Source organism: Novosphingobium sp. (assembly GCF_030696665.1).
Classification (GTDB): domain Bacteria; phylum Pseudomonadota; class Alphaproteobacteria; order Sphingomonadales; family Sphingomonadaceae; genus Novosphingobium.
This window is the reverse complement of the sequence record NZ_JAUYRV010000033.1, coordinates 1-19822: the sequence shown is the minus strand read 5'-3', so window position 1 is coordinate 19822 and position 19822 is coordinate 1. Positions and strand designations below refer to the sequence as shown.

At 61.4% G+C, this 19822-nt stretch carries 18 protein-coding genes; 8 read left to right on the top strand and 10 right to left on the bottom strand.

The features are described 5' to 3' along the window. The first annotated feature begins 43 nt into the window (after window positions 1–43). The 4 genes from Q8R81_RS08795 to Q8R81_RS08780 all read left to right on the top strand — a co-directional run bounded on the left by Q8R81_RS08795 (window position 44) and on the right by Q8R81_RS08780 (window position 4029). Complete coding sequence (locus Q8R81_RS08795) at window positions 44–982, top strand: DUF3089 domain-containing protein (RefSeq protein WP_305617056.1); 939 nt, start codon at window positions 44–46, stop codon at window positions 980–982. Next, on the top strand, window positions 979–1911 hold the full coding sequence (locus Q8R81_RS08790) for an alpha/beta fold hydrolase (RefSeq protein WP_305617055.1): 933 nt from the start codon (window positions 979–981) through the stop codon (window positions 1909–1911). Before Q8R81_RS08795 ends, Q8R81_RS08790 begins: the two co-directional genes overlap by 4 nt. Window positions 1912–2147: 236 nt before the next feature. Continuing rightward, the gene (locus tag Q8R81_RS08785) at window positions 2148–2801 is read left to right on the top strand and encodes an arylmalonate decarboxylase (protein ID WP_305617054.1); all 654 of its coding nucleotides are present in this window, start codon (window positions 2148–2150) and stop codon (window positions 2799–2801) included. A gap of 28 nt (window positions 2802–2829) precedes the next feature. Next, window positions 2830–4029, top strand: coding sequence for an NAD(P)/FAD-dependent oxidoreductase (locus Q8R81_RS08780; protein ID WP_305617053.1), 1200 nt, complete (start codon window positions 2830–2832; stop codon window positions 4027–4029). A 175-nt stretch (window positions 4030–4204) separates the two neighbouring features. On the opposite strand, the gene Q8R81_RS08775 is transcribed toward Q8R81_RS08780, so the two are convergent. The 10 genes from Q8R81_RS08775 to Q8R81_RS08730 form a co-directional block, all read right to left on the bottom strand. Further along, a complete protein-coding gene (locus Q8R81_RS08775; RefSeq protein WP_305617052.1) occupies window positions 4205–4363 on the bottom strand; it encodes a hypothetical protein in 159 nt (52 codons plus the stop codon). A 94-nt stretch (window positions 4364–4457) separates the two neighbouring features. Further along, a complete protein-coding gene (locus Q8R81_RS08770) occupies window positions 4458–5849 on the bottom strand; it encodes an MFS transporter (RefSeq protein ID WP_305617051.1) in 1392 nt (463 codons plus the stop codon). Next, complete coding sequence (locus Q8R81_RS08765; protein ID WP_305617050.1) at window positions 5846–6163, bottom strand: hypothetical protein; 318 nt, start codon at window positions 6161–6163, stop codon at window positions 5846–5848. Before Q8R81_RS08765 ends, Q8R81_RS08770 begins: the two co-directional genes overlap by 4 nt. Further along, the gene (locus Q8R81_RS08760) at window positions 6163–7329 is read right to left on the bottom strand and encodes a class I SAM-dependent methyltransferase (RefSeq protein WP_305617049.1); all 1167 of its coding nucleotides are present in this window, start codon (window positions 7327–7329) and stop codon (window positions 6163–6165) included. The genes Q8R81_RS08765 and Q8R81_RS08760 overlap by 1 nt, the downstream gene beginning before the upstream one ends. Window positions 7330–7352: 23 nt before the next feature. Continuing rightward, window positions 7353–9644 carry a TonB-dependent receptor gene (locus Q8R81_RS08755; RefSeq protein ID WP_305617048.1) on the bottom strand — a complete coding sequence of 764 codons (2292 nt, stop codon included), beginning with the start codon at window positions 9642–9644 and terminating at the stop codon, window positions 7353–7355. A 664-nt stretch (window positions 9645–10308) separates the two neighbouring features. Next, on the bottom strand, window positions 10309–11229 hold the full coding sequence (locus Q8R81_RS08750) for a polysaccharide deacetylase family protein (protein ID WP_305617047.1): 921 nt from the start codon (window positions 11227–11229) through the stop codon (window positions 10309–10311). Further along, entirely contained in the window at window positions 11226–12158 is a 933-nt protein-coding gene (locus tag Q8R81_RS08745) for a polysaccharide deacetylase family protein (protein ID WP_305617046.1), read from the bottom strand. The genes Q8R81_RS08750 and Q8R81_RS08745 overlap by 4 nt, the downstream gene beginning before the upstream one ends. Then, window positions 12158–12841 (bottom strand): isochorismatase family protein, encoded by a 684-nt coding sequence (locus Q8R81_RS08740; RefSeq protein ID WP_305617045.1) that lies wholly within the window; start codon window positions 12839–12841, stop codon window positions 12158–12160. The genes Q8R81_RS08745 and Q8R81_RS08740 overlap by 1 nt, the downstream gene beginning before the upstream one ends. Continuing rightward, window positions 12841–13815, bottom strand: coding sequence for a hydroxymethylglutaryl-CoA lyase (locus Q8R81_RS08735; RefSeq protein ID WP_305617044.1), 975 nt, complete (start codon window positions 13813–13815; stop codon window positions 12841–12843). The genes Q8R81_RS08740 and Q8R81_RS08735 overlap by 1 nt, the downstream gene beginning before the upstream one ends. An 84-nt stretch (window positions 13816–13899) precedes the next feature. Next, a complete protein-coding gene (locus Q8R81_RS08730) occupies window positions 13900–14700 on the bottom strand; it encodes a GntR family transcriptional regulator (protein ID WP_305617043.1) in 801 nt (266 codons plus the stop codon). Between the two features lie 223 nt (window positions 14701–14923). Here Q8R81_RS08730 and Q8R81_RS08725 point away from each other — a divergent pair, with 223 nt between their 5' ends. From Q8R81_RS08725 to Q8R81_RS08710, 4 genes are read left to right on the top strand one after another with little or no spacing between them, the layout of a single operon-like run. Continuing rightward, window positions 14924–16096 (top strand): CaiB/BaiF CoA-transferase family protein, encoded by a 1173-nt coding sequence (locus tag Q8R81_RS08725; protein WP_305617042.1) that lies wholly within the window; start codon window positions 14924–14926, stop codon window positions 16094–16096. Window positions 16097–16100: 4 nt separating this feature from the next. After that, entirely contained in the window at window positions 16101–17498 is a 1398-nt protein-coding gene (locus tag Q8R81_RS08720; protein WP_305617041.1) for a 3-isopropylmalate dehydratase large subunit, read from the top strand. 1 nt (window position 17499) lies between these two features. Next, a complete protein-coding gene (gene leuD, locus Q8R81_RS08715) occupies window positions 17500–18120 on the top strand; it encodes a 3-isopropylmalate dehydratase small subunit (RefSeq protein WP_305617040.1) in 621 nt (206 codons plus the stop codon). Continuing rightward, complete coding sequence (locus Q8R81_RS08710; RefSeq protein ID WP_305617039.1) at window positions 18113–19492, top strand: FAD-dependent oxidoreductase; 1380 nt, start codon at window positions 18113–18115, stop codon at window positions 19490–19492. The genes leuD and Q8R81_RS08710 overlap by 8 nt, the downstream gene beginning before the upstream one ends. Window positions 19493–19822 lie beyond the last annotated feature (330 nt).

The following is a 19822-nucleotide window of genomic DNA, read 5'->3' as shown; positions in this document are numbered from 1 at the left end:
CCTCCCCCTCGTCGCGCTCATGTTCGCAGCGCCGGCACAAGGGGTGGATAAGGCATCGCCAGTATCCGCCCCGCCGGACTATGCCCAAAGCTATGCTTGGGCCGTCAACGAAAGCGGCGGACCGAACCGCATCGCTGACGTATTCTATATCCACCCCACCACATTCCTGTCGCAGGAATGGAACCAGTCACTGGCAGATGCCGCGGCGCAGACCTGGACTCGCGTCAGTGTGGTGGACCGCCAGCTCAGCGCATTTTCCGACTGCTGCCGCCGCATCATGCCGTGGTATCGGCAGGCGTCTACCCGCGCGTTTGCCGAGCGCGACGGGCGCGGCGCGGCAGCCTATGACCTTGCCTATGGCGATGTCCGTGCTGCGTTTCGCCACTACCTTGCCAATAGCAATCATGGCCGCCCGTTCATTCTGGCCGGACACAGCCAAGGCGCGCTGCTGGGCCTACGCCTGCTGCACGACGAGATTGCCTCGACGCCCGCCGCCCGCCGCCTTGTGGCGGCCTATCTTCCCGGCATCGGCATTCCGGCAGGCGCGCTGCCCGCCAGTATCCCTGTTTGCAGGCACCCGGCCCAAACCCGCTGCGCCATAAGCTGGAACAGTTTTACCCCGCACGCCGAGACAAGCGCTTGGGCGGAGCGGGCGCAACGTGATTATGGTTTGCCTGGCCGCGATCGCCACATCATCTGCATCAACCCGCTGACCTTCAAGGCATCGCAGCCTGCTGCTGCCGCTTCTGCAGCAAAAGGCTGGTTGCCTGTTGCTGCGCGCGATGCACAACCGCTGCCAATTGCCATCGGTGCTGTGTCGGCATCGTGCAAAAACGGCGTCCTGCGTGTGACCACCACCTCTCCCGCACCAGCACCGATACCCGGAGGTATCCTGCACATGCATGACATTGCGCTATTCTGGGGCGATATCGCCACAAATGCCCGCCTGCGGGTCCGCGCCTTTCATGGCGCACGGCGATGAGCCCGCGCTTCCTGTCCTCGCGTCGTGATGTGCTGGCCATCGCCAGCGTGGCCGCGGCGGCATTGCCGATGACCGTCGCGGCAAAACCGGTTGCCCGCGCTGCGTCCGGCACGCCGCCCTACCCGTGGACCGATCGCGGCACCATTGCCCGTGCGGGCGGAGTGCTGGCGTGGCAGGCGATGGGTCCGGCGGATGCTCCGACCGTCGTGTTGCTGCACAAACTCGGCGGGTGGATCGCCGACTGGCTCGCCCTTGCCCCGCTGTTGGCCAATCGTCACCGCGTCATCGCCTTTGACTTGCCGGGTCACGGCGATTCCCGCTGGGCAGGACCGCCACCCTTCGTCCAGTCAGTCGATGAAACCGCCGCGCTGGTGCTGGCCGGTTTGAGCGAGTTGGGGGTCGAGCAATTTTCCGTTGCGGGCAATTCGCTGGGTGGGATCATCGGCATAACCATGGCGGATCGCTGGCCCGCCCGCGTCGAACGGCTGATGCTGCTTAGCGTCAGCCTGTTCGCCGGGCAAAACCGCGACGCACTGGCCGAAGTGGAGCGCAAGCGCGACCCGGCCGTCTACACCGCCGACTGGCGCCCTTTGCCGCGCACTGCGGCGCAAGTATCGCGGTTCGGTTCGCTGAATCCGGCGGTGGAGGCCGAGCAGAATGCCAGCCGCGCCCGCGCCGATTACTGGGTCCGCCCCAGCGAGCGCGGCGTCGCGCTTAACGACACCGAAGCAGCACTTGCCCGCACGCGCCAGCCCTTGCTGCTCGTCTACGCCGACCGGGGCCACTACACCCGATATGCCGAAGTGGGACGCAAGTGCCGGCCCGACGCCACGCTGGTCACCATCCCCGGCGCAGGTTCATTCGTGCATCAGGAAAAACCCGCCGAGACAGCCGCCGCTATGCGCAGCTTTCTCGCCCAACGTGGCTGACCAGATCGCACCGCCAGCCCGGTTATCGTCAGGCGAACAGCGGCGAACCTCGCTCTCGCAGGCGCAAGCGCGGCGTTGCATGAAAGGGGGCAAGGACACCAAGCCATCAAGGGATCAGGGTCATGACGAGCATTCTTCGAACGAAGCCGGATCGGCGCGGCTATCGGTGCAAATTCGGCGTATTGGGGCCATCAACCAACACTACTGTCCAGCCCGATTTTGATGACATGCGGCCCATGGGTGTCACCAATCATTACAGCCGCATCGTTGTCAGCAACGCGCAGGCAGTGTCAGACGAAACGTTCATGGCCGGGACAATGGAAATCGACGCCAACACCCTAGGTGCGGTTACCGGAGTGCTCTCAGCAGAGCCGGACTATCTCGTCATGGGCATGTCAGCGGTCACATTCTACGGCGGTGCCGAGGGCGGCAGGCGCTGGCGCGAACAGGTGGAAAGCCATGCCGGTCTGAAAGTGTCGACCGGGGCCGAAGCTGTCGTTGCCGCGCTCAACGCCTATGGCAACATCCGCCGCGTCGCAGTGCTTTCACCCTACTGGCCCAGCGCCAATACGCAGGTCCGTCACTTCCTGGCCGACAATGGCTATGAAACCGTGCGCGACCTGCCGCTGCGCTGCGCATCGTGGACCCAGATCGCCCAAGTTCCCGATGACCGCCTGCGCGCAGCCCTGCGCGAACTTGACGGCGACGACGTCGAAGCGATCGTCCAAGTCGGCACCAACCTGTCATTCATACAGTTCGCCGCAGCGGCAGAACTGGTGCTGGGAAAGCCCGTCATCGCAATTAATACCGCTACTTATTGGCACGCACTGCGCGCCAACGGGATCGAACAGCAGATGGACGGCTTCGGTCGCTTACTCTCCGAATATTGATCAGACTTTTCAAAACAGGACTATTTAGATGCAGACCCGCAGAACCCAAGTGGTTGTCGCCGGTGCCGGGCCGGTAGGCAGCGTTGCCGCCACATACCTGTCGCGCCAAGGAATTGACGTGATCCTTGCCGAATCCGCGATGGATTCGGCGCAGGATCTGCGCGCATCCACCTTCCATCCGCCGACGCTGGAAATGCTGGCAACGCTGGGCGTGACCGAACGGCTGATCGAGACGGGGCTGAAGGCGCCGGTCTATCACTGGCGGGATCGCCGCAGCGGCGAAATTCTGTCTTTTGATCTGACCGAGATTGCTGACGTCACCGCCTATCCGTTCCGCGTTCAATGCGAACAGTACCACTTGTCGCGCATGCTAGCGGATACGCTTGAGGCCGAAGAAAACACGCAAGTCCGTTTTGGCCACCGCGTGGTCTACTTCGAACAGGACGATACGGGCGTCGATGTCTATCTTGAACATGCGACCGGTATCGAAAAGGTGCGCGCGGATTATCTGATTGGGGCCGACGGGGCCAATTCGATCGTGCGCAAATGGCTCAATGTCGAATTTGATGGCTTCACGTATCCGGAACGGTTCCTGACGCTTAGCACGGCCTGGCCGATCGAAGACGCGCTGCCCGGCCTTGCCAAAGTGAATTACGTTTCCGATCCAGACGAATGGCAGGTGCTACTGCGCGTTCCCAGCCTGTGGCGCGTACTGGTGCCCGCCCCTGAGGAGAGTGAAGCCTATCTCCTCTCGGACGAAAAAAAGAACGCAGTGTTTGACGGCATTATGGGAGATGGCGCCGCTGTCACCACGGGCCACCGCACGATTTACCGGGTCCACCAGCGCGTCGCCAAGCGCTTCCACAAAGGGCGTGTCCTGCTGGTCGGCGATGCTGCGCACCTCAACAATCCGCTTGGCGGCTTTGGCATGAACAGCGGCATCCATGATGCGTTCAACGCCTGCGAAAAGCTGTCCGCCATCATCAACGATGGTGCCAGCGCAGATCTGCTCGATCTCTATGATCGCCAGCGCCGCACGGTGACGTTCGATTTCACCCAGCGCCAGACAATCGAAAACATGGAAATCATGCGCGGCGGTCAGGATGAAGCCCATGAGCGCCGCCGCGATGCTTTGCGCATATTGGCCAGTGACCCAGAAAAGCGCCGCAGCTACCTCCTGCGTCAGGCCATGTACGACAGTATCGGACAAGCGGCTGCCATCAGCTGACGCGGCATCGCCGGCAAGTGTCAGCGATAGACTGAAAGCATGTTGCGCGGAGGGATTTTCGCCCTCCGCGCAATGATGCGTTCTTCGGTCAGCCATTGCAGCACCGCACCGTTCGGCTGCCGTGCTACCAGTTCACGCACAATCCAGTCGGCAATGGCTTGCGGCCGGTCCGCGACTAGAGCGTGATGATATGTTCGCGAAAGAAGCTCTCGGTCAGTCCCCCCGGACTGAACGCACCCACAGCATAAAGCTCATCCGCAGCTTCCTGCGCGAGCGCGCTGGTCATGAATGTCAGCGCCGCCCAGTTGGTGGCATATCCGTTCATGCGCGGCATCGGGACGAAATCATGCCCCGCCCCCAGCATGTTCCAGCCCCGCGTGCCCCCCCAACACGCGAGGCGATGACCTGCCTCGGCCCGACAGCGCCACTCAACGCCGTGGCAGCGAGTTCAGCTTTTTCTCGTCAAGGTCATAGAACAGCAAGGCGATGGCGCTGAGCGCGAGGAAGCCCAGCGGTATGACAGAGGCCAACAGATAGATCGCGGTGATGGCCGAAGGCGGCTGATTGGCAGCCGCCACGCCGATGCCCTGGATGTAACCGCTGTTCCCAAGGATGATCCCGGTAACCGCAGCACCCAGCGCATAAGAGATCTTCTCGATTATGGTATAAACGGCAGACAGCATGCCCTCGCGGCGCAGGCCAGTCCGGCGATAGTCCCATTCCATCGTATCAGGCAGCAGCGACTGGCCGAACAGCAACACGGCACCACCAACTGCGCCCAACACCAACGCCCGGGCAAACACAGCCATCAGCGGTGTATCGCCGTCCACGAAATACCAGGACGAGAACGTCGCGGCATAAGCCAGCGTGGCGAAGATATACATTTTGCGCTTGCCGCGACTGCGCGCAACACGCACCCACAGCGGCTGAACGGCAATCATTGTGGAATAGAAGATCAGGAAATAGATCCCCATCATCCTGTCATCAAGTTGCAGTACACGGCGGAACAGGAACGGCATGGATGCCTGCGTCACGGCCAGCGCCATAAGTTGCAACAGCTTGATTGCCAGAAGCATGACGAACGGCCGGTTGCCCGCCAGCGACCTTGCCTTTTCCGCCCATGTTGCGCGCGGTGCGGCGGCGGAATCGGCGTTGAACGACGCATGGGCCGTTCCGAAGAAGCAGGCAGTGCCAGCCCCAAGCACCACGGCAGCAAGGAAGATTGACAAAGCGCGGTGTCCCGGCTGCCCTCCACCGGCCCAAGCCATGAGCACCGGGCCAATGAACACCGCCAGCAACGATGCCACCGCCACCGCGGCCACGCGGAAAGAGATCAACCGCGAACGTTCGTGATAGGATGATGTCATTTCTGCCGGCATTGCCATGTAAGGCACGCTGAACAGCGCATATCCCGTGGCATATAGAAGCAGCGCAAACAGGAACGCGGGCAAGGCCAGTTGGCCCGTCGGTAAATTGAACAGCGCCAGCGCCGCAATGGCGAGCAGGACTGTGCCTGCCAGCAGGAAAGGCCGCCGCCGCCCAAGCTTTGACCTGTGGCGATCGCTTGCCGCGCCGACTACCGGATCGATCACGGCGTCGTAAAGCTTGGACGCGCCGATCATCGCCCCGGCAACACCCGCACTGATCCCTGCATAATCCACGACATAGCGCAGAAGCAGAACATTGACCGAGTTGAATAACGCGGCCACCGCCACCGTCCCTACGCCCCAGGCAAGACAGGTCTTTAGCGGCAGCACCGCGAGCGGGGTTAGCACTTCGCCTGCCGGATCGGCGGGCGCTTCAGGTGTCGCGGCGCTCATGCTGCATGCTCCGACGCGGCCATGCCGGCCCGTTCCAGAATTTCCGCCACGCTGCGCTTCGTCGCCGCAATCGGCGCACCGGCTACAAGGCGGGCAAAGCGATCACGCTCAGCGGCGATCAACGCAGCCAATTCGCCCTGCGGCACAAAATTGTCGATCTGCGCGCGCGTGACCGATTCCTGCGTTTCCAGCAAATATTCGGTCACGATCTGACGATCCCGCATGATCCACACCTCGCTCATTAATGCCATGACGATGCGCGCCACATCGGTGACGCTTTCCGAACCGAGGTAGTCGAAACCGGTATCTTTCATCACGCGGCCTCCGCCAGCTTGAGGGGTTTGCGCGCGCGTGTGATCCACGGATACTGGCCATGCCCGATGGCATAGGATTCCACAGCGTCAAAACCAGCTTCGCGCAGCATCTCGTCCAGGCTGTCATGGAGCGCCGTAGTAAAGAACGGCTCTTCGCGATGCTCTGTGTCCCAATCCAGGATGACGGCATGGAACAGGGGCACGGCCCGGAACGGCGGCGGGTCCGAAATGACGATATCCGCACCCGGTTTCATGATGCGATACATTTCGCGGAACAAGGCGCGGTTGGCCTTGGGCGGCAATTCATGATGCAGCGCATAAGTAATCACACCGTCGAAGCTTTCGTCTGCCTCGCGCGTGTCAGTCGCGCTATCAGCCAAGCGTAGATGCACCGAAAAACCGAAACGCGACGCCATTTTTTGCCCGTTGCGCAGCAGCAGCGGCGACAGGTCCGATCCGTGCAGAGCCGCATCGGGAAACACTGTGTGAACGGCCTTCAGTGTCGAAACACCGCCACAACCCGGCTCATATATCCGGGCATATTCGTTTTTGGGGAACTGGCGGATCGTATTCAAACGCTGCTGAGCAATATCATCACCGACGGCGACCGCGGCATAGCCGCCGTGGCTGAACACGTATGGTCCGACGCCAAAAGCGAACAGCGCGCCATATAGGTCATAGCCATCCCAGCCACCTGGTTCCAGATGCCACTCGATCCGGTCGTAGTAGCTAGGCACCACCACATCGACGTCGATGTCCAGCGTTCCCAAAAGGCCACGCTCCATCGCCGCCTCATAGGCGCGGAATTCGGCCCGCCGTTCTTCAATCGCCGGGATACCGTGATTGAAGTTCTGTTCAGCCACATAACGCTGGATGAACCGCTCAAGCCGGAACACATTATCGCTTGCGCAAAGGGCCTTGGCTGCCGCGATCCGCTCACGCTCAGACCGCACTGGCGCGGCGGAGGCGTGATCGGCAGAAAGTGCCTTCCCTTCCGGCGTCGCAACAAAGCTTTCTTCTGCGAGTGGCCGCAAAGTGCCCGACGAAAACTTCTGGACAGAACCGAGCAGTTCAAATCCCGAACGCCCCCGCTGCGACAGCGCAAACGATGGGGCCGTTCCTTGCTGCTGCAACGATACGTCTTCGAGTTGGGTAAGGAAAGTCACTGTAACAGGCTCCTTTCGCGAGATCAGAAACTGGCCGAGATATCGACGCCCCAAGTGCGGCGCTCGCCCGGATAGACGCGGGTAGAACTCACGCCCGAGATCGGCGCGCCATCGGCAGTGGAAGCCACCACGGTGGCGCGGGAAACATACTTGCGATCGAACAGGTTCTTGGCCCAGATCGAAAGTTCGTAACCGTCCCGCTTCAGTCCTGCGCGGACATTTGCCAACGCGATCACCCCTTGGTTCTGACCGACCAGACTGGTCGAGTACTTGGCCGACTGCCAGCTGTAGTCCGCCCGCAAATAGCCATCGACGCCAGTTGTCAGATCGGGAATGGTCCAGTTCCCCGACAGCGCAAACTGCTTGTTGCTGGTCCGCGCGATCTGGTTGCCATCGACCGCCGAAGTGCAGTCCTTTTGCTTCACCGTGCTGCCAAGAATTTCGCCGCAGATGAACGACACTTCGCCGTCGAGCACGCCATTGCGATACTTGGGATCAAGCAGCGCGCCGTTGGCAGAGAATGACAGGTTGCGGACCGGTGTAATGGTAATCTGTGCCTCGATGCCCTTCACGTTGGCATCGCCGTTATTGTCAACGACGGCAAGCGTAGAGAACGGCAGCTGGGTCTGGGCCTGAATGTTCCGCCAATCGACGTAGAAAGCATTGGCATTGGCCGTGACCATCCCGCCCAACAGCGTGGTTTTGACACCAAGCTCATAGGTCCAGTTGGTTTCCGGCCCGAACGAGAAGTAAGCCGTGCCTGCGGCGTTCGAATTGAAGCCGCCAGTCTTCAGGCCGCGCGCCGCTGTGGCATAGACCATCACGTCGGCGCCGGGCTTCCAGTTGATCGCAAAGCGCGGTGTTGCATAGCTGAAGGTCTGGCCGCCACGCACCGCAACCGAACTGCCGGTGCCCTGGAAATTCTGGTCGTCAATGGTATAGCGCAATTCCGCCTGCACATCGATAGTTGGCGTCAACTGATATCCAAGCGATGCGTAAAGCGCGTGTCCCTTTGTCATCAGGATGCCGCCACGGCTTGAAAAGACCGGCGGCTGTGCAGTGGTGACACCCAACTTCTGGAAGTTGAGGCTCAGCACATCAGCAACCAGCGAGCTATAGTGGTTCAGCCCGAACATCCACGACAGCGGGCCATCGCCGTTGGATGCAAAGCGCAATTCATAGTTCCAGTCGTGGCTGTCCGTCGTAGCGGCATTGGTGAACAGTTGGCGCGACAGGCCATTACCGAAGGGGGTGTTGACTGCCGCTGGATTTCCGGTCGTGTCGACCTGGACCGCAAACTTCGCATTGGTGTGGCTGACGAGCGCCGATATATCCATCACCTCGCCTTCATAAGTCAGCTTGCCGTAATAGATGTTGTTGAAGCCCTTGAGGCCAAAACCGACCGTGTCGTCCAGATCGTAGGCGGTCGGTGCCGTCAGCGTACCGCAGAAAAAGGTCTTGCGTCCGCTGGCTGCGGTCGCCCCGCAATTGTTGAGCGTCGTCGGCATGGAATAAAGCGCTGGCTGGTCGTTGGTGGTTGCCGAATGGACTCCGAAGACCTGCAAGGTCAGCGTGTCGGTCAGCCGGGCTTTGATGTTGGCACCGGCACTCCACCGGTCATCCCAACCGTCAAGGTTGCGCTGCGAGCGGTTGTTCAGGATTGTGCCGTCGAATTTCGAATAGCCGCCAAAGACGCGCACCGCCACCCGGCTTCCCACCGGTACGTTGATCGACCCTTTGCCTTCGTAGCGGCCATAGTTGCCGATGGTGGCTTGGGCACTGGCCCCAATCCGGTCAAAATCCGGACCATTGGTGACATAGTTGATCGCCCCGGCAAACGTATTGCGGCCATAGAGCGCGCTTTGCGGGCCTTTGACCACTTCAATGCGGCCCAGATCATACTGATCGAACGACAGGGCCGAACGGTTGTTGAGATACACCCCGTCGATAAATATGCCGACGTTGCCTTGCGGGCCGGTCTGATCAATCTGGGCCACGCCGCGCAGTACCGGAGCGGCGTAAGCACCGTTCACATCCTGAAACGAAAGACCGGGCGTAGAAGCAGCCAGATCTGCCAGCGAACGGATGTTGCGCTCTTTGAGTTCCTGACCACTGAAGGCAGCAATGGCGAGCGGCACGTCCTGCAAGCGTTCTTCGCGCTTGCGGGCGGTAACGACAATCGCGCCGCTTGCTTCAGCGGCATCGTCGGTGGGCAATTCCTGTGCCGAGGCAGGCTGGGCCAGCCCCAACATGGCAGTGCCGGCAAGCAGGACGATACGGCGAAGGCGGCAAGAACGATGTGGCTCAAGCTTCATGGGTAACCCCCCTTAAGGATTGCGTGTCGATGGCAAACAGCCCTCCGGTTGGTTCCGAAGGATATTGTTATGTGTCTGGAACAAATGCAACCGAGTCTCGCGGTGCCGCGGTGCAGCGCACGAACAAGGGCTGAGCCCATCCCACCGGCAGCGCCAGTGACGAGTGCGACGCGGGCGATTGCGTCGCTAGCACTCATCCGGCAGGAGGACTTTGATTTGTCATTTTGATATAACTATAAGACAATTCAATGATCGTCAAACGGGTATTGTCATACGGACGTGACAAACCCTGAGCAGCGCGCGCGAACGCAGACATTAATCAATAAATACAGTAGTTTCGTCCAAATGTTCCAGCGCATATCCGCAGGTTTCGGCAGGCGTTGATCGGTCATGGCTGGCAACTTTCCCGCAGCGGCCACCTGCCATCTGCGGTCGCGAATGGCACCATGTCACCGCGCACTGGAGCGGCACGGCGACTCGCTTTGAAAAAGGAATGCGGGCGCGCAATCGGGATCGGGAGGGCGGCTACTGCGGCCGCCGCGCACGATTGGTCCTTGGCGTAGCGGACACGCTCGCGCCACGTCGCTGATCACATTCTACGCAATGTCCTGACGGATCTAGATGTGCGTCACTTCGGAATGCTCAGCGACCTTCAGTATTTTTGTTACGGCTTCAGGCCTTGCAAGAATGGCGCTGCCAGTTCGGCACCAGCCAGGAAAGCACAGTCTCCGCGCGCCACCAACCAGTCCAGTAGGGTCTCGAAGGCGGCCATGCGAAACGGCAGGCCCATGATATAGGGCGTAACATGCAGCGGCAGCATACGGCTCTGCGCCTCGCCTGCCAGCCAGTTGCATGCGTCCTGCATCTGCTCGACATAGCTTTCAGCCGAATGCTGCTCGACCGTGATAATCTGCCGGTCGGACAGTTCATGGTTGAACGGTACAGCCACCAACGGACCTGCCGCCGTGCTCTGTATATAGGGCAACTCGTCGTTCACCCAGTCGCAGGCATAGGCAAAGCCTTCCTCGACCAGCAGGCGCGGCGTGTTCCAGCTTTGCTGGCGAGCGATGGACAGCCAGCCGCACGGAACCGTGCCGGTTGCCGCCGCCAGAGTGTCGCGGGCGGCGCGGATGATGGCGCGCTCTTCCGTTTCGGGCAGCGTGGAATCAATAGTGCCGTCCATGTCGGTCGAATGGGCGACGATCTCATGCCCGGCGGCGATGATATCGGCGATGATCGACGGATAGCGCTCCGCGATGGCAGCGTTCACCGCAATCGACGCGCGGATCGACCGCGCGGCAAAGGCGTCCAGCAGCCGATAGAAGCCGACCCGCGTGCCATATTCGCGCGAGGTATAGTGGCGATAGTCCGGATAGGCCGTCTGCATGTGGCCCGGTGCCTTGAACGGGGCTTTGCCTGGTACAATCGGGAACCATTCAAGGCTGACAAGCACGCCGACAGCGATCTTCTTATCCCCCGGCCAGAGCACATCCGGGCGGGCGAACAGCGAAGAATAAGGGTACAGGTCATGGTCCATGCCGTGATGGCGGCGGGAATATTCAAGGCAGGCGGGATCAAGGGTCATGCTTCTGCTCCTGCACCATAGCGCGCCGCATCGGCTTCTGCCGCGGCATAAGCGCCAGTGCTCAGGAAATGATCTGCAATTTCGCCCGCAGTGGTGATCCACGCCCGCCCATCCGCAGCGATATGGCGCAGCACCTCTTCGAAAGCGCCGATCCGGTGCGGTTGGCCGATCAGATAGGCGTGGAGCGGGATACACATTACTGTGCCGGAAGCCTCACCTTCAGCCGCCAGCCGGTCAAACTGGCGGATCAGCACATCGGCATAGTCGCGCGGGCTCATGTTATAGACGAAGAAACCGTAGTGATCGTTGACCTCAAGACTGTAGGGCATCGACATCAACCGGCCGCTGGCGACCTTGACCGGACCGGGCTGATCGTCGTGATAGAGGTCGCACGTATAAGTCAGGCCATATTCGGCGATCAGGTCAAGCGTGCGCGGCGTGTGGGTCAGCGCGGGGGCCAGCCAGCCGCGAATGGTCTGCCCTGTGGCCTCGCGCACGGTGTGGATCGCGTCCTCGATCATGGCGCGCTCCTGCGCTTCATCCATGCCATAGGAATAGCGCGTGTTGTAAATGCCGTGGCTAAAAAACTCCCAGCCCCGCGCCTCGGCATCGGCCACAACTTCGGGAATGTGCTGGCACAACGCTACCGACAAGCTGACCGAACCGGGAAAGCCGTGCTTGCTCATCAGGTCGGCCATGCGCCAGTGACCTACGCGGTTGCCATAATCGCGATGGCCATAGCCGACCACGTCGGGGTGGATTTGCGGCCACGATTTGCGATGCGGATTTATCGGCGGATCAATCTCGTAATATTCAAGATTGGGTGAAATCCAAACCGCACAGGTCTTTCCCCCCGGCCACCGGATCGGCGCGCGATCACGCCAAGGCCGGAAGTCATAAAGTCCCGGATCCTTTTCATCCACGCGCATCAGCGGGCCTCCAGCCAGTCGATAACCTCACGCACCGGAACGACATCGGCATATTTCAGCTGAAGGTCGGTCAGATTGGCGAAGTGATAGCTTTCGTGCTTGTCCGCACAGGTTTCTATCGGGACAATCGTGCGATAGCCCCGGCTGAGGCTATCCACAGCCGTTGCCCGCACGCAGCCTGACGTCGATCCCCCGGTGACCACCACTGTATCCACCTTGTGCCAGACCAGCAGGCTTTGCAGCGGCGTCTCGAAAAAGGCCGACGGCATCCGCTTGGTATAAATCGCGTCCACCGCCGGATCGATATTGCAGCGATCGTCAAAGGCGTGGCGGCGGCTGTCTACCTTGATGTTCTGCAGGCTGTCGGGCGTATTGGTCCGCGTGCCCCAAACACCAGCATCGGCGGCGCTGTCCATATAGGCAACATGCGTCCAGACGACCGGCATTCCGGCTCCGCGCGCCATCGCCGAGATGGTATTGGTAAATTCTATTTGCCGGGGGTCTGTCTCGTAGGCGGTCTTGAACTCGTCGATCCGGGTATAGGCATTCTGGAAGTCGACATTGACGATCGCCAGCCGCTCCCCAAAGCCGAACCGTGCACGCTGCGGATTGGCCATGACCTCTTCGAAAATCTGCCGCGCGGTCTTGCCGTCGCTCAGCATGCGGGTGCCGACAATGCTCATCACGCCTTCTCCAGTTCCGCTGCAAACACTGGCTGCGCAGGTGCGGCAAACCCCTTCGGCAATCCCGCTTCTGCCACGAAGCCAAAAAGCTGCTCGCCGGGCAGAGCTTCTCCCACCACGTCGCGGGCACGCAGCAAGGCGGTCAGGTCGATGCCGGTTTCATAGCCCATCGCCTGTAACATGAAGACCAGATCCTCGGTCACGATGTTGCCGCTGGCACCGGGGGCAAACGGACAGCCGCCCAGCCCACCTTGTGACGCATCAAACGTGGTGATCCCTGCATCCAGTCCGGCCACGACATTGGCCAGTCCCAGCCCGCGCGTATTGTGCAGGTGCAGCCCTTGCACCGCAGCATCGCCAACGACAGCGCGCACGAGTGCCACCAATCGGCGTACTTCGCCCGGGGTGGCATAGCCGCTCGTGTCGGACAGGCCGACCTCGTCGGCACCTGCCGCCATAAGTTCCGCCGCACAGCGACGAATGACGTCATCCGCAATCGGCCCTTCCAGCGTGCAGCCGAATACGGTGGACAGGCTGCCTTCGAAATGGGGCCGCTCGGCAGCAGGCATCTCGGCGATCAACCCGGCAATTGCCCGCGCTTCGTCCAGAACCTGAGCGTGCGTCCGGCGCAAGTTGGCCAGACTGTGGGTCTCCGAAACGGACAGCGGCAACGTCAGCTTGTGCGCGCCGCTGGCCAGCGCATCTTCGGCACCACGCCGGTTCGGCACCAGCACGGCAACGGTCAGACCCGGATGAAGACGGGCATGGCGGACAATCTCTGCGGTATCCGCCAGCTGCGGCAGCAGTTTGGCTGGCGCGAACGAGCCAACTTCGATTTCGGACACTCCAGCGGCAACCAGCGCATCGATCCAGCGCTTCTTTGCCGCCGTGGACATGGTGGCCGCGATGCTCTGAAGCCCGTCACGCGGACCGACTTCGCTCACCAGTATCTGCCGTGCATCGCCCGCAACCACCGCTTACTCCTCGCGCTATTTGTATTATGTATATGTCAAATGAGCAGCGATGCAAGTGGTCTTGGAAATTCGCGCAGTGCGCGGTCAGGCATATTTGGGCAGGATCCGCCCGGGCTCATGCATATCCAGCGTGATACGGTAACGGTCGGCACGGTAGAACGCACTCGTCACCAGCACGATCCGACCATCGGCATCCTCTACCTGACGTTCGACCAGCAGCACTGCAGCGCGCGGCTCGATTCCCAGATTCGTCGCCAGCGCTGGATCAGCAACCATCGCTTCGATCGTCTGCACAGCACCGCCAATGACGATCCCTGCAGCGCGCACCAATGACAGGATCGGCGCTGCAGTAAGCGCATCCGCGGTGAGCGGAATGCCAAGGCCGGCGGGTATATAACTGATGATCAGGCCCAGCGGCCCGTCCTTGGTGGAACGGAGACGCACCGCACGCACGATGGCTTCGCCTTCCGCCAGCCCCAGTTTTGCAGCCGTGCGAGCGTCTGCCGTTTCGGTCGTCAGATCGATCACCTTGACGGCGGTGTTCTGCCCGAAGGCGATCAGCGATTCCAGCGCCTGATCGATGCTAGCCTCAATCGGACGGGCGGACATCCGGTGAATTACCCGTGTGCCCAGCCGCCGACGCCGGTCGACCAGTCCCAGATTGGCAAGTTCGTCCAACGCGCGGCGGGCGGTGATGCGCGAAACCTTGTTCCGCGCAGCCAAATCGATTTCCGTGGGTAGTGCCGATCCGTATGGCCGCTCTCCACGCGTAATCTCGTCTCGCAGCGTCAGGAATATCTGGTGATAGAGCGGAATCGCGGCTCCCCGGTTCAACGAACCGCGCCGCTCGCGAGCCGGGCGCTGTGCCTTGCGATCGCTAATCATGTTCCGCAATTCCCTTGTTTCACGCGCGTCAGACCAGTCGCGCCCACCCGTTAGCCCGCTTCGCACTTTGTGCCAACTACTGCCGAAGTGCTGAGCAGTAGCTCCATTATTCGCCTGTCGATCAGGACCCGGCTTGCCAGCCAAGCGCTTTATTGTATTATATCTATATCAAAATGAAGATAGCCTGGAGGCTTCGGCGAGGTTTGTGGATAACAACGGCAATATGACTGATCAAGGCGCAGGCCAGCCCGATGGCCCGCTTGCAGGGATTCGCGTAATCGAGTTCACCCATATGGTCATGGGTCCGTCCGTGGGCGTGATTCTGGGCGATCTGGGTGCCGACGTCATCAAGGTCGAGCCGCCGGGCGGCGATCACACCCGCGAACTGCTGGGTTCCGGCTCCGGCTATTTTCCGATGTTCAACCGCAACAAACGCAGCGTCTGCTTGGATCTGAAATCGCCCTCCGGCATTGCCTCGGCGCGGATGCTTTGCGCCGATGCCGACGTGGTGATCGAGAATTTCCGGCCCGGCGTGCTCGACAAGTTCGGCCTTGGGTGGGAAGCGCTGTCAGCCACCAACCCACGACTGGTGTTCTGTTCGGCCAAGGGGTTCCTGTCCGGCCCGTATGAATCGCGCACAGCGCTGGATGAAGTGACCCAGATGATGGGCGGGCTGGCCTATATGACCGGGCCGCCGGGGCAGCCCTTGCGCGCGGGCGCATCGGTGATCGACATTACCGGAGGCATGTTCGGCGTGATTGGGATTCTTGCCGCGCTGGAACGGCGCCATCGCACCGGCATTGGCGCTTACGTCAAATGCAGCCTCTACGAAACCACAGCATTCCTTGTCGGCCAGCACATCGCACAGATGGCAGTGACCGGACAGGCTGCGCGGCCCATGCCCGTCCGCATCTCGGCTTGGGCGATCTATGACGTATTCGCCACGGCCCACCCTGACGAACAACTGTTCATCGGCGTGGTCAGCGACGGTCAGTGGCAGGCGTTCTGCGCCGCTTTCGGCCTTGCTGAACTTGCGCAGGATGAAAGCTTGGCCACCAACAACCAGCGAGTCGAAGCGCGCGACCGCATCCTGCCTCAAGTTCGGAAGATGGTCGGCAAGATGACCCGTGACGATCTGGTCGCTCGGCTGGAAGCGATCGGGCTTCCCTTTGCCCCGATCGTCAGGCCCGACGAACTGGTCGACGATCCGCACCTGAATGCTGCGGGCGGGATGCTGGACCTTACACTGCCCGACGGGCGTCCTGCGCGCCTTCCGGCCCTGCCTATTGAAATTGACGGCGTGCGGCCCGGCTTGCGCCACGATTTGCCCACCCCCGGCGAACATACCGCAGCGGTCATGAATGCCTATTCGGTGGAGGCCGCAGTCGCGGACTGAAATCATGAGCGGATTGACCCTGTTCGACAAGCTGTGGGATGCGCACAGCGTGCGCTCTCTCGACACGCAAACCGCGCTAATTGCGATCGATCGCATTCTGCTGCACGAGCGCACCGGCGGAATCGCAATGAAGGCGCTGGCCGAAGACGGGCGCGCAGTGCGCGATCCCGCGCGCGTGTTTGTGACCATGGATCACGTCGTTGATACGCTGCCCGGACGCGGTGACCGAACGATCATGCCCACCGGCACCCAATTCATCACCCAAACGCGCGAAGCCGCGCTCGCTGCCGGGGTCACACTGTTCGATCTGGGCGATCCCCGGCAAGGCATCGTCCATGTCATCTCGCCCGAAAACGCCATCGTGCTGCCCGGTCTGACGCTGGTCTGCCCCGATAGCCATACCTGTACACAAGGCGCATTGGGGGCGCTCGCGTGGGGCATCGGCTCCAGCGAGGCTGAACATGCGCTGGCCACCAACACGCTGCGGGTAAAGCGCCCGGCAACCATGCGCATCACGGTGACCGGTCTCTTGCCGGACGCAGCCACGGCTAAGGATCTGGCACTGCACATCGTGGCGACCATCGGATCAGCAGGCGCACGCGGCCATGTCGTGGAATATGCTGGCCCCGCGATTGCCGCTCTTTCCGTGGAAGAGCGGATGACCTTGTGCAACATGGCAACCGAACTGGCGGCTTTCACCGCATTGATCGCGCCGGACGAAAAAGTCTTCGCCTATTTCAAGGGCCGCAGTTACGCCCCGGGCGCCTCCCAGTGGGACGATGCGGTAGCGCATTGGCGCTGCCTGGTGTCAGATCCGGACGCCCAATTCGACCGCGAAATTGCAATCGACGCGGGCAATGTCGCCCCGATGATTAGCTGGGGAACCAGCCCGGAACAATCCATCCGCCTTGACCAGCCCGTACCCGCCACGCTGGCAGGACCAGCCGGGCATGCCGCTGCGCGATCACATGCCTATATGGGCGTCGATGCCGGCAGCCCCCTCATCGGTTTGCCAATAGACGCTGCGTTCATTGGTTCCTGCACCAATGCCCGCTTGTCCGATTTGCGCAAGGCCGCAGCAATCCTGCAAGGCCGCACGGTCGCGCCGGGTTTGCGCGCAATCTGTGTGCCGGGGTCCAGCCGGGTCAAGGCCGAAGCCGAAGCCGAAGGGCTTGACCAGATTTTCCGCGATGCCGGTTTCGAATGGCGCGAAGCTGGGTGCTCCATGTGCTTTTTTGCCGGGGGGGAAAGCTTTGGCGCAGGCGAGCGCGTCATCAGCACCACCAATCGCAATTTCGAAAGCAGGCAAGGGCACGGCACGAGAACCCACCTCGCCTCACCCGAAACCGTCGCTGCATCTGCAGTCGCCGGTCATATTGTCGATCCGCGCGGATATCGTTGAAATGGCCTTCCAACCTGTACGTACCGTCACGTCCGCAGCCGTCCCGCTGTTGCGCGACAACATCGATACCGATGCGATCATTCCCTCGCGCGAGATGAAGTCTGTTGCCAAGACCGGGCTGGCCGATGGCCTGTTCGCCGGGTGGCGCTATCTGGACGAAAAGACGCGGACGCCCGATCCCGCCTTTGTTTTGAACGCTCAGCGCTGGGCCGGGGCGCAAATTCTGTTGGGCGGCCAGAATTTCGGCTGCGGGTCCAGCCGCGAACATGCTGCATGGGCGCTGGCCGAATACGGTTTCCGGGCGATCATTGCCGAAAGCTTTAATCCGATTTTCCACGGCAATTGCGTGCGCAACGGGATTCTTCCGGTGGCGCTGGATGCTGTGCCCATCGCCGCGCTGGACGCAGTTGTTCATATCGATCTCACCACGCAAACCGTAGCCTGCGCCGGGCAAGAATGGCCATTTCACCTTGATGAAGAAAGCCGGGCCATGCTGCTCGATGGACTAGACCCGATCGCGCTCACGCTGCACGACGCGGATCTCATCGCCGCTTTCGAAACACATGACCGCGCCGCCCGGCGCTGGGCGTGGGAACCGCTTGAAGGAAGCTTGCATGACTGAACAAATGCACATTCCCATCGTGATAATCGGCGCTGGCGGCACGGGCCTGTGTGCTGCGTTGGCCGCTGCCGATGCCGGGGTCGACGTGCTTGTGCTGGAACGCGATTCCACTCCGCTTGGCTCTACTGCGATGTCCACCGGACTGATCCCGGCAAGCGGCACACCAGAACAGGCCGCCCAAGGAATTGTCGATTCACCCGAAATTTTCGCTGCCGACATCGCCGCAAAAACGAAAGGCAAAGCTGACCCTGCGCTGGCGCTGGCTTTGGCCCGCGAATCCGCCGAAACCGTAGCTTGGCTGCGTGACCGGCACGGCGTACCGCTCGATCTGGTCGACGGCTTCCTCTATCCGGGTCACAGCGCGCGGCGGATGTACGGCACGCCCAGCCGATCCGGCGGGCAACTGATGGCCTGCCTAGAAGAAGCCTGCGCTGCGGCCGGCGTGATGATCCTGACGCAAGCCACCGTCACCGCGCTCGACAGTGATCCTGACGGCAAAATCCGCGCCGTTCGCTATGCTCGGCCCGATGGTGCCGAAGAAATTGTTGGCTGCGATGCGCTCGTGCTCGGCTGTTCAGGATTTGCTGGCAACCCCGATCTGGTGGCTCGCTATATCCCCGAAATGACGGCGGCCACTTTTCACGGCCACCCCGGAAACAAGGGCGATGCGTTGCGTTGGGGCGACGCACTGGGCGCTGCTACGGCTGATCTGGGCGCATATCAGGGGCACGGCGGCCTCGCCTATGGTCATGGCATCCCGATCCTGTGGCCGCTGATCATGGAAGGCGGCTTTCAAGTGAACACCGCTGGACTGCGGTTTTCCAACGAAGCAGCGGGCTATTCCGAGCAAGCTGCCAAGGTCAACGCGCAGCCCGGTCATGTCGCCTGGTCCATCTTCGATGCCCGGCTGCATCAATTGATGTGCGCTTTCGAAGACTACCGCGATGCGCTGTCCGCCGGGGCGATCATTACGGCTCCCAACATCGCCGAATTGGCAGCCAGCACACGTTTGCCGGCAGATGCGCTGGCCGGGACGTTTGCCGCAGTAACCCAGTCGGTCAACGGCGAGACAGCAGACGCATTTGGCCGTGATTTTTCGGGTAAGCCCAAATTGGCCGCACCCTATTACGCCGCCAAAGTTACCGGCGCATTGTTCCATACGCAGGGCGGCCTTGAAGTCGATGCCAATGCCCGCGTCTTGCGGCAAGATCGTACCCCCTTCCCCAACCTGTTCGCCGGTGGCGGCGCGGCGCGCGGAATCTCTGGCTCAGGAGCGGATGGCTATCTGGCGGGCAATGGCTTGCTGACCGCTACCACGCTGGGCCGGTTGGCCGGCACCGCGGCAGCACGGATGGCGGATACCCCCACATAAGAGTTTGGACGGCGCTTTCAGTCCGATCAGCACTTGCTTCCACTTGGCGCACCTTGGGCCAAAAGTGCAGCTTCAGTTAACAAGCAACGGCCACCCGGCCAAGGCGCACCAGCACCGAAACTGGTAAGTCTGGCGGTCGACAAGTTGGCGCTCCGATTTGAAACTATTGCGCATGGCGACCTGTATAGATGGTCGGCCGTGAAGAACGCGATTTGTGATCTGGGCTGGGATGAGTTGGACCGGTGAGCTGCCCTTGGGTCATCAGGCTTGGACGATTTCACGGTGCGCAGCCGGAAGGCATGCCGTGAGCAGGACGCGCAAAAGCGCGTT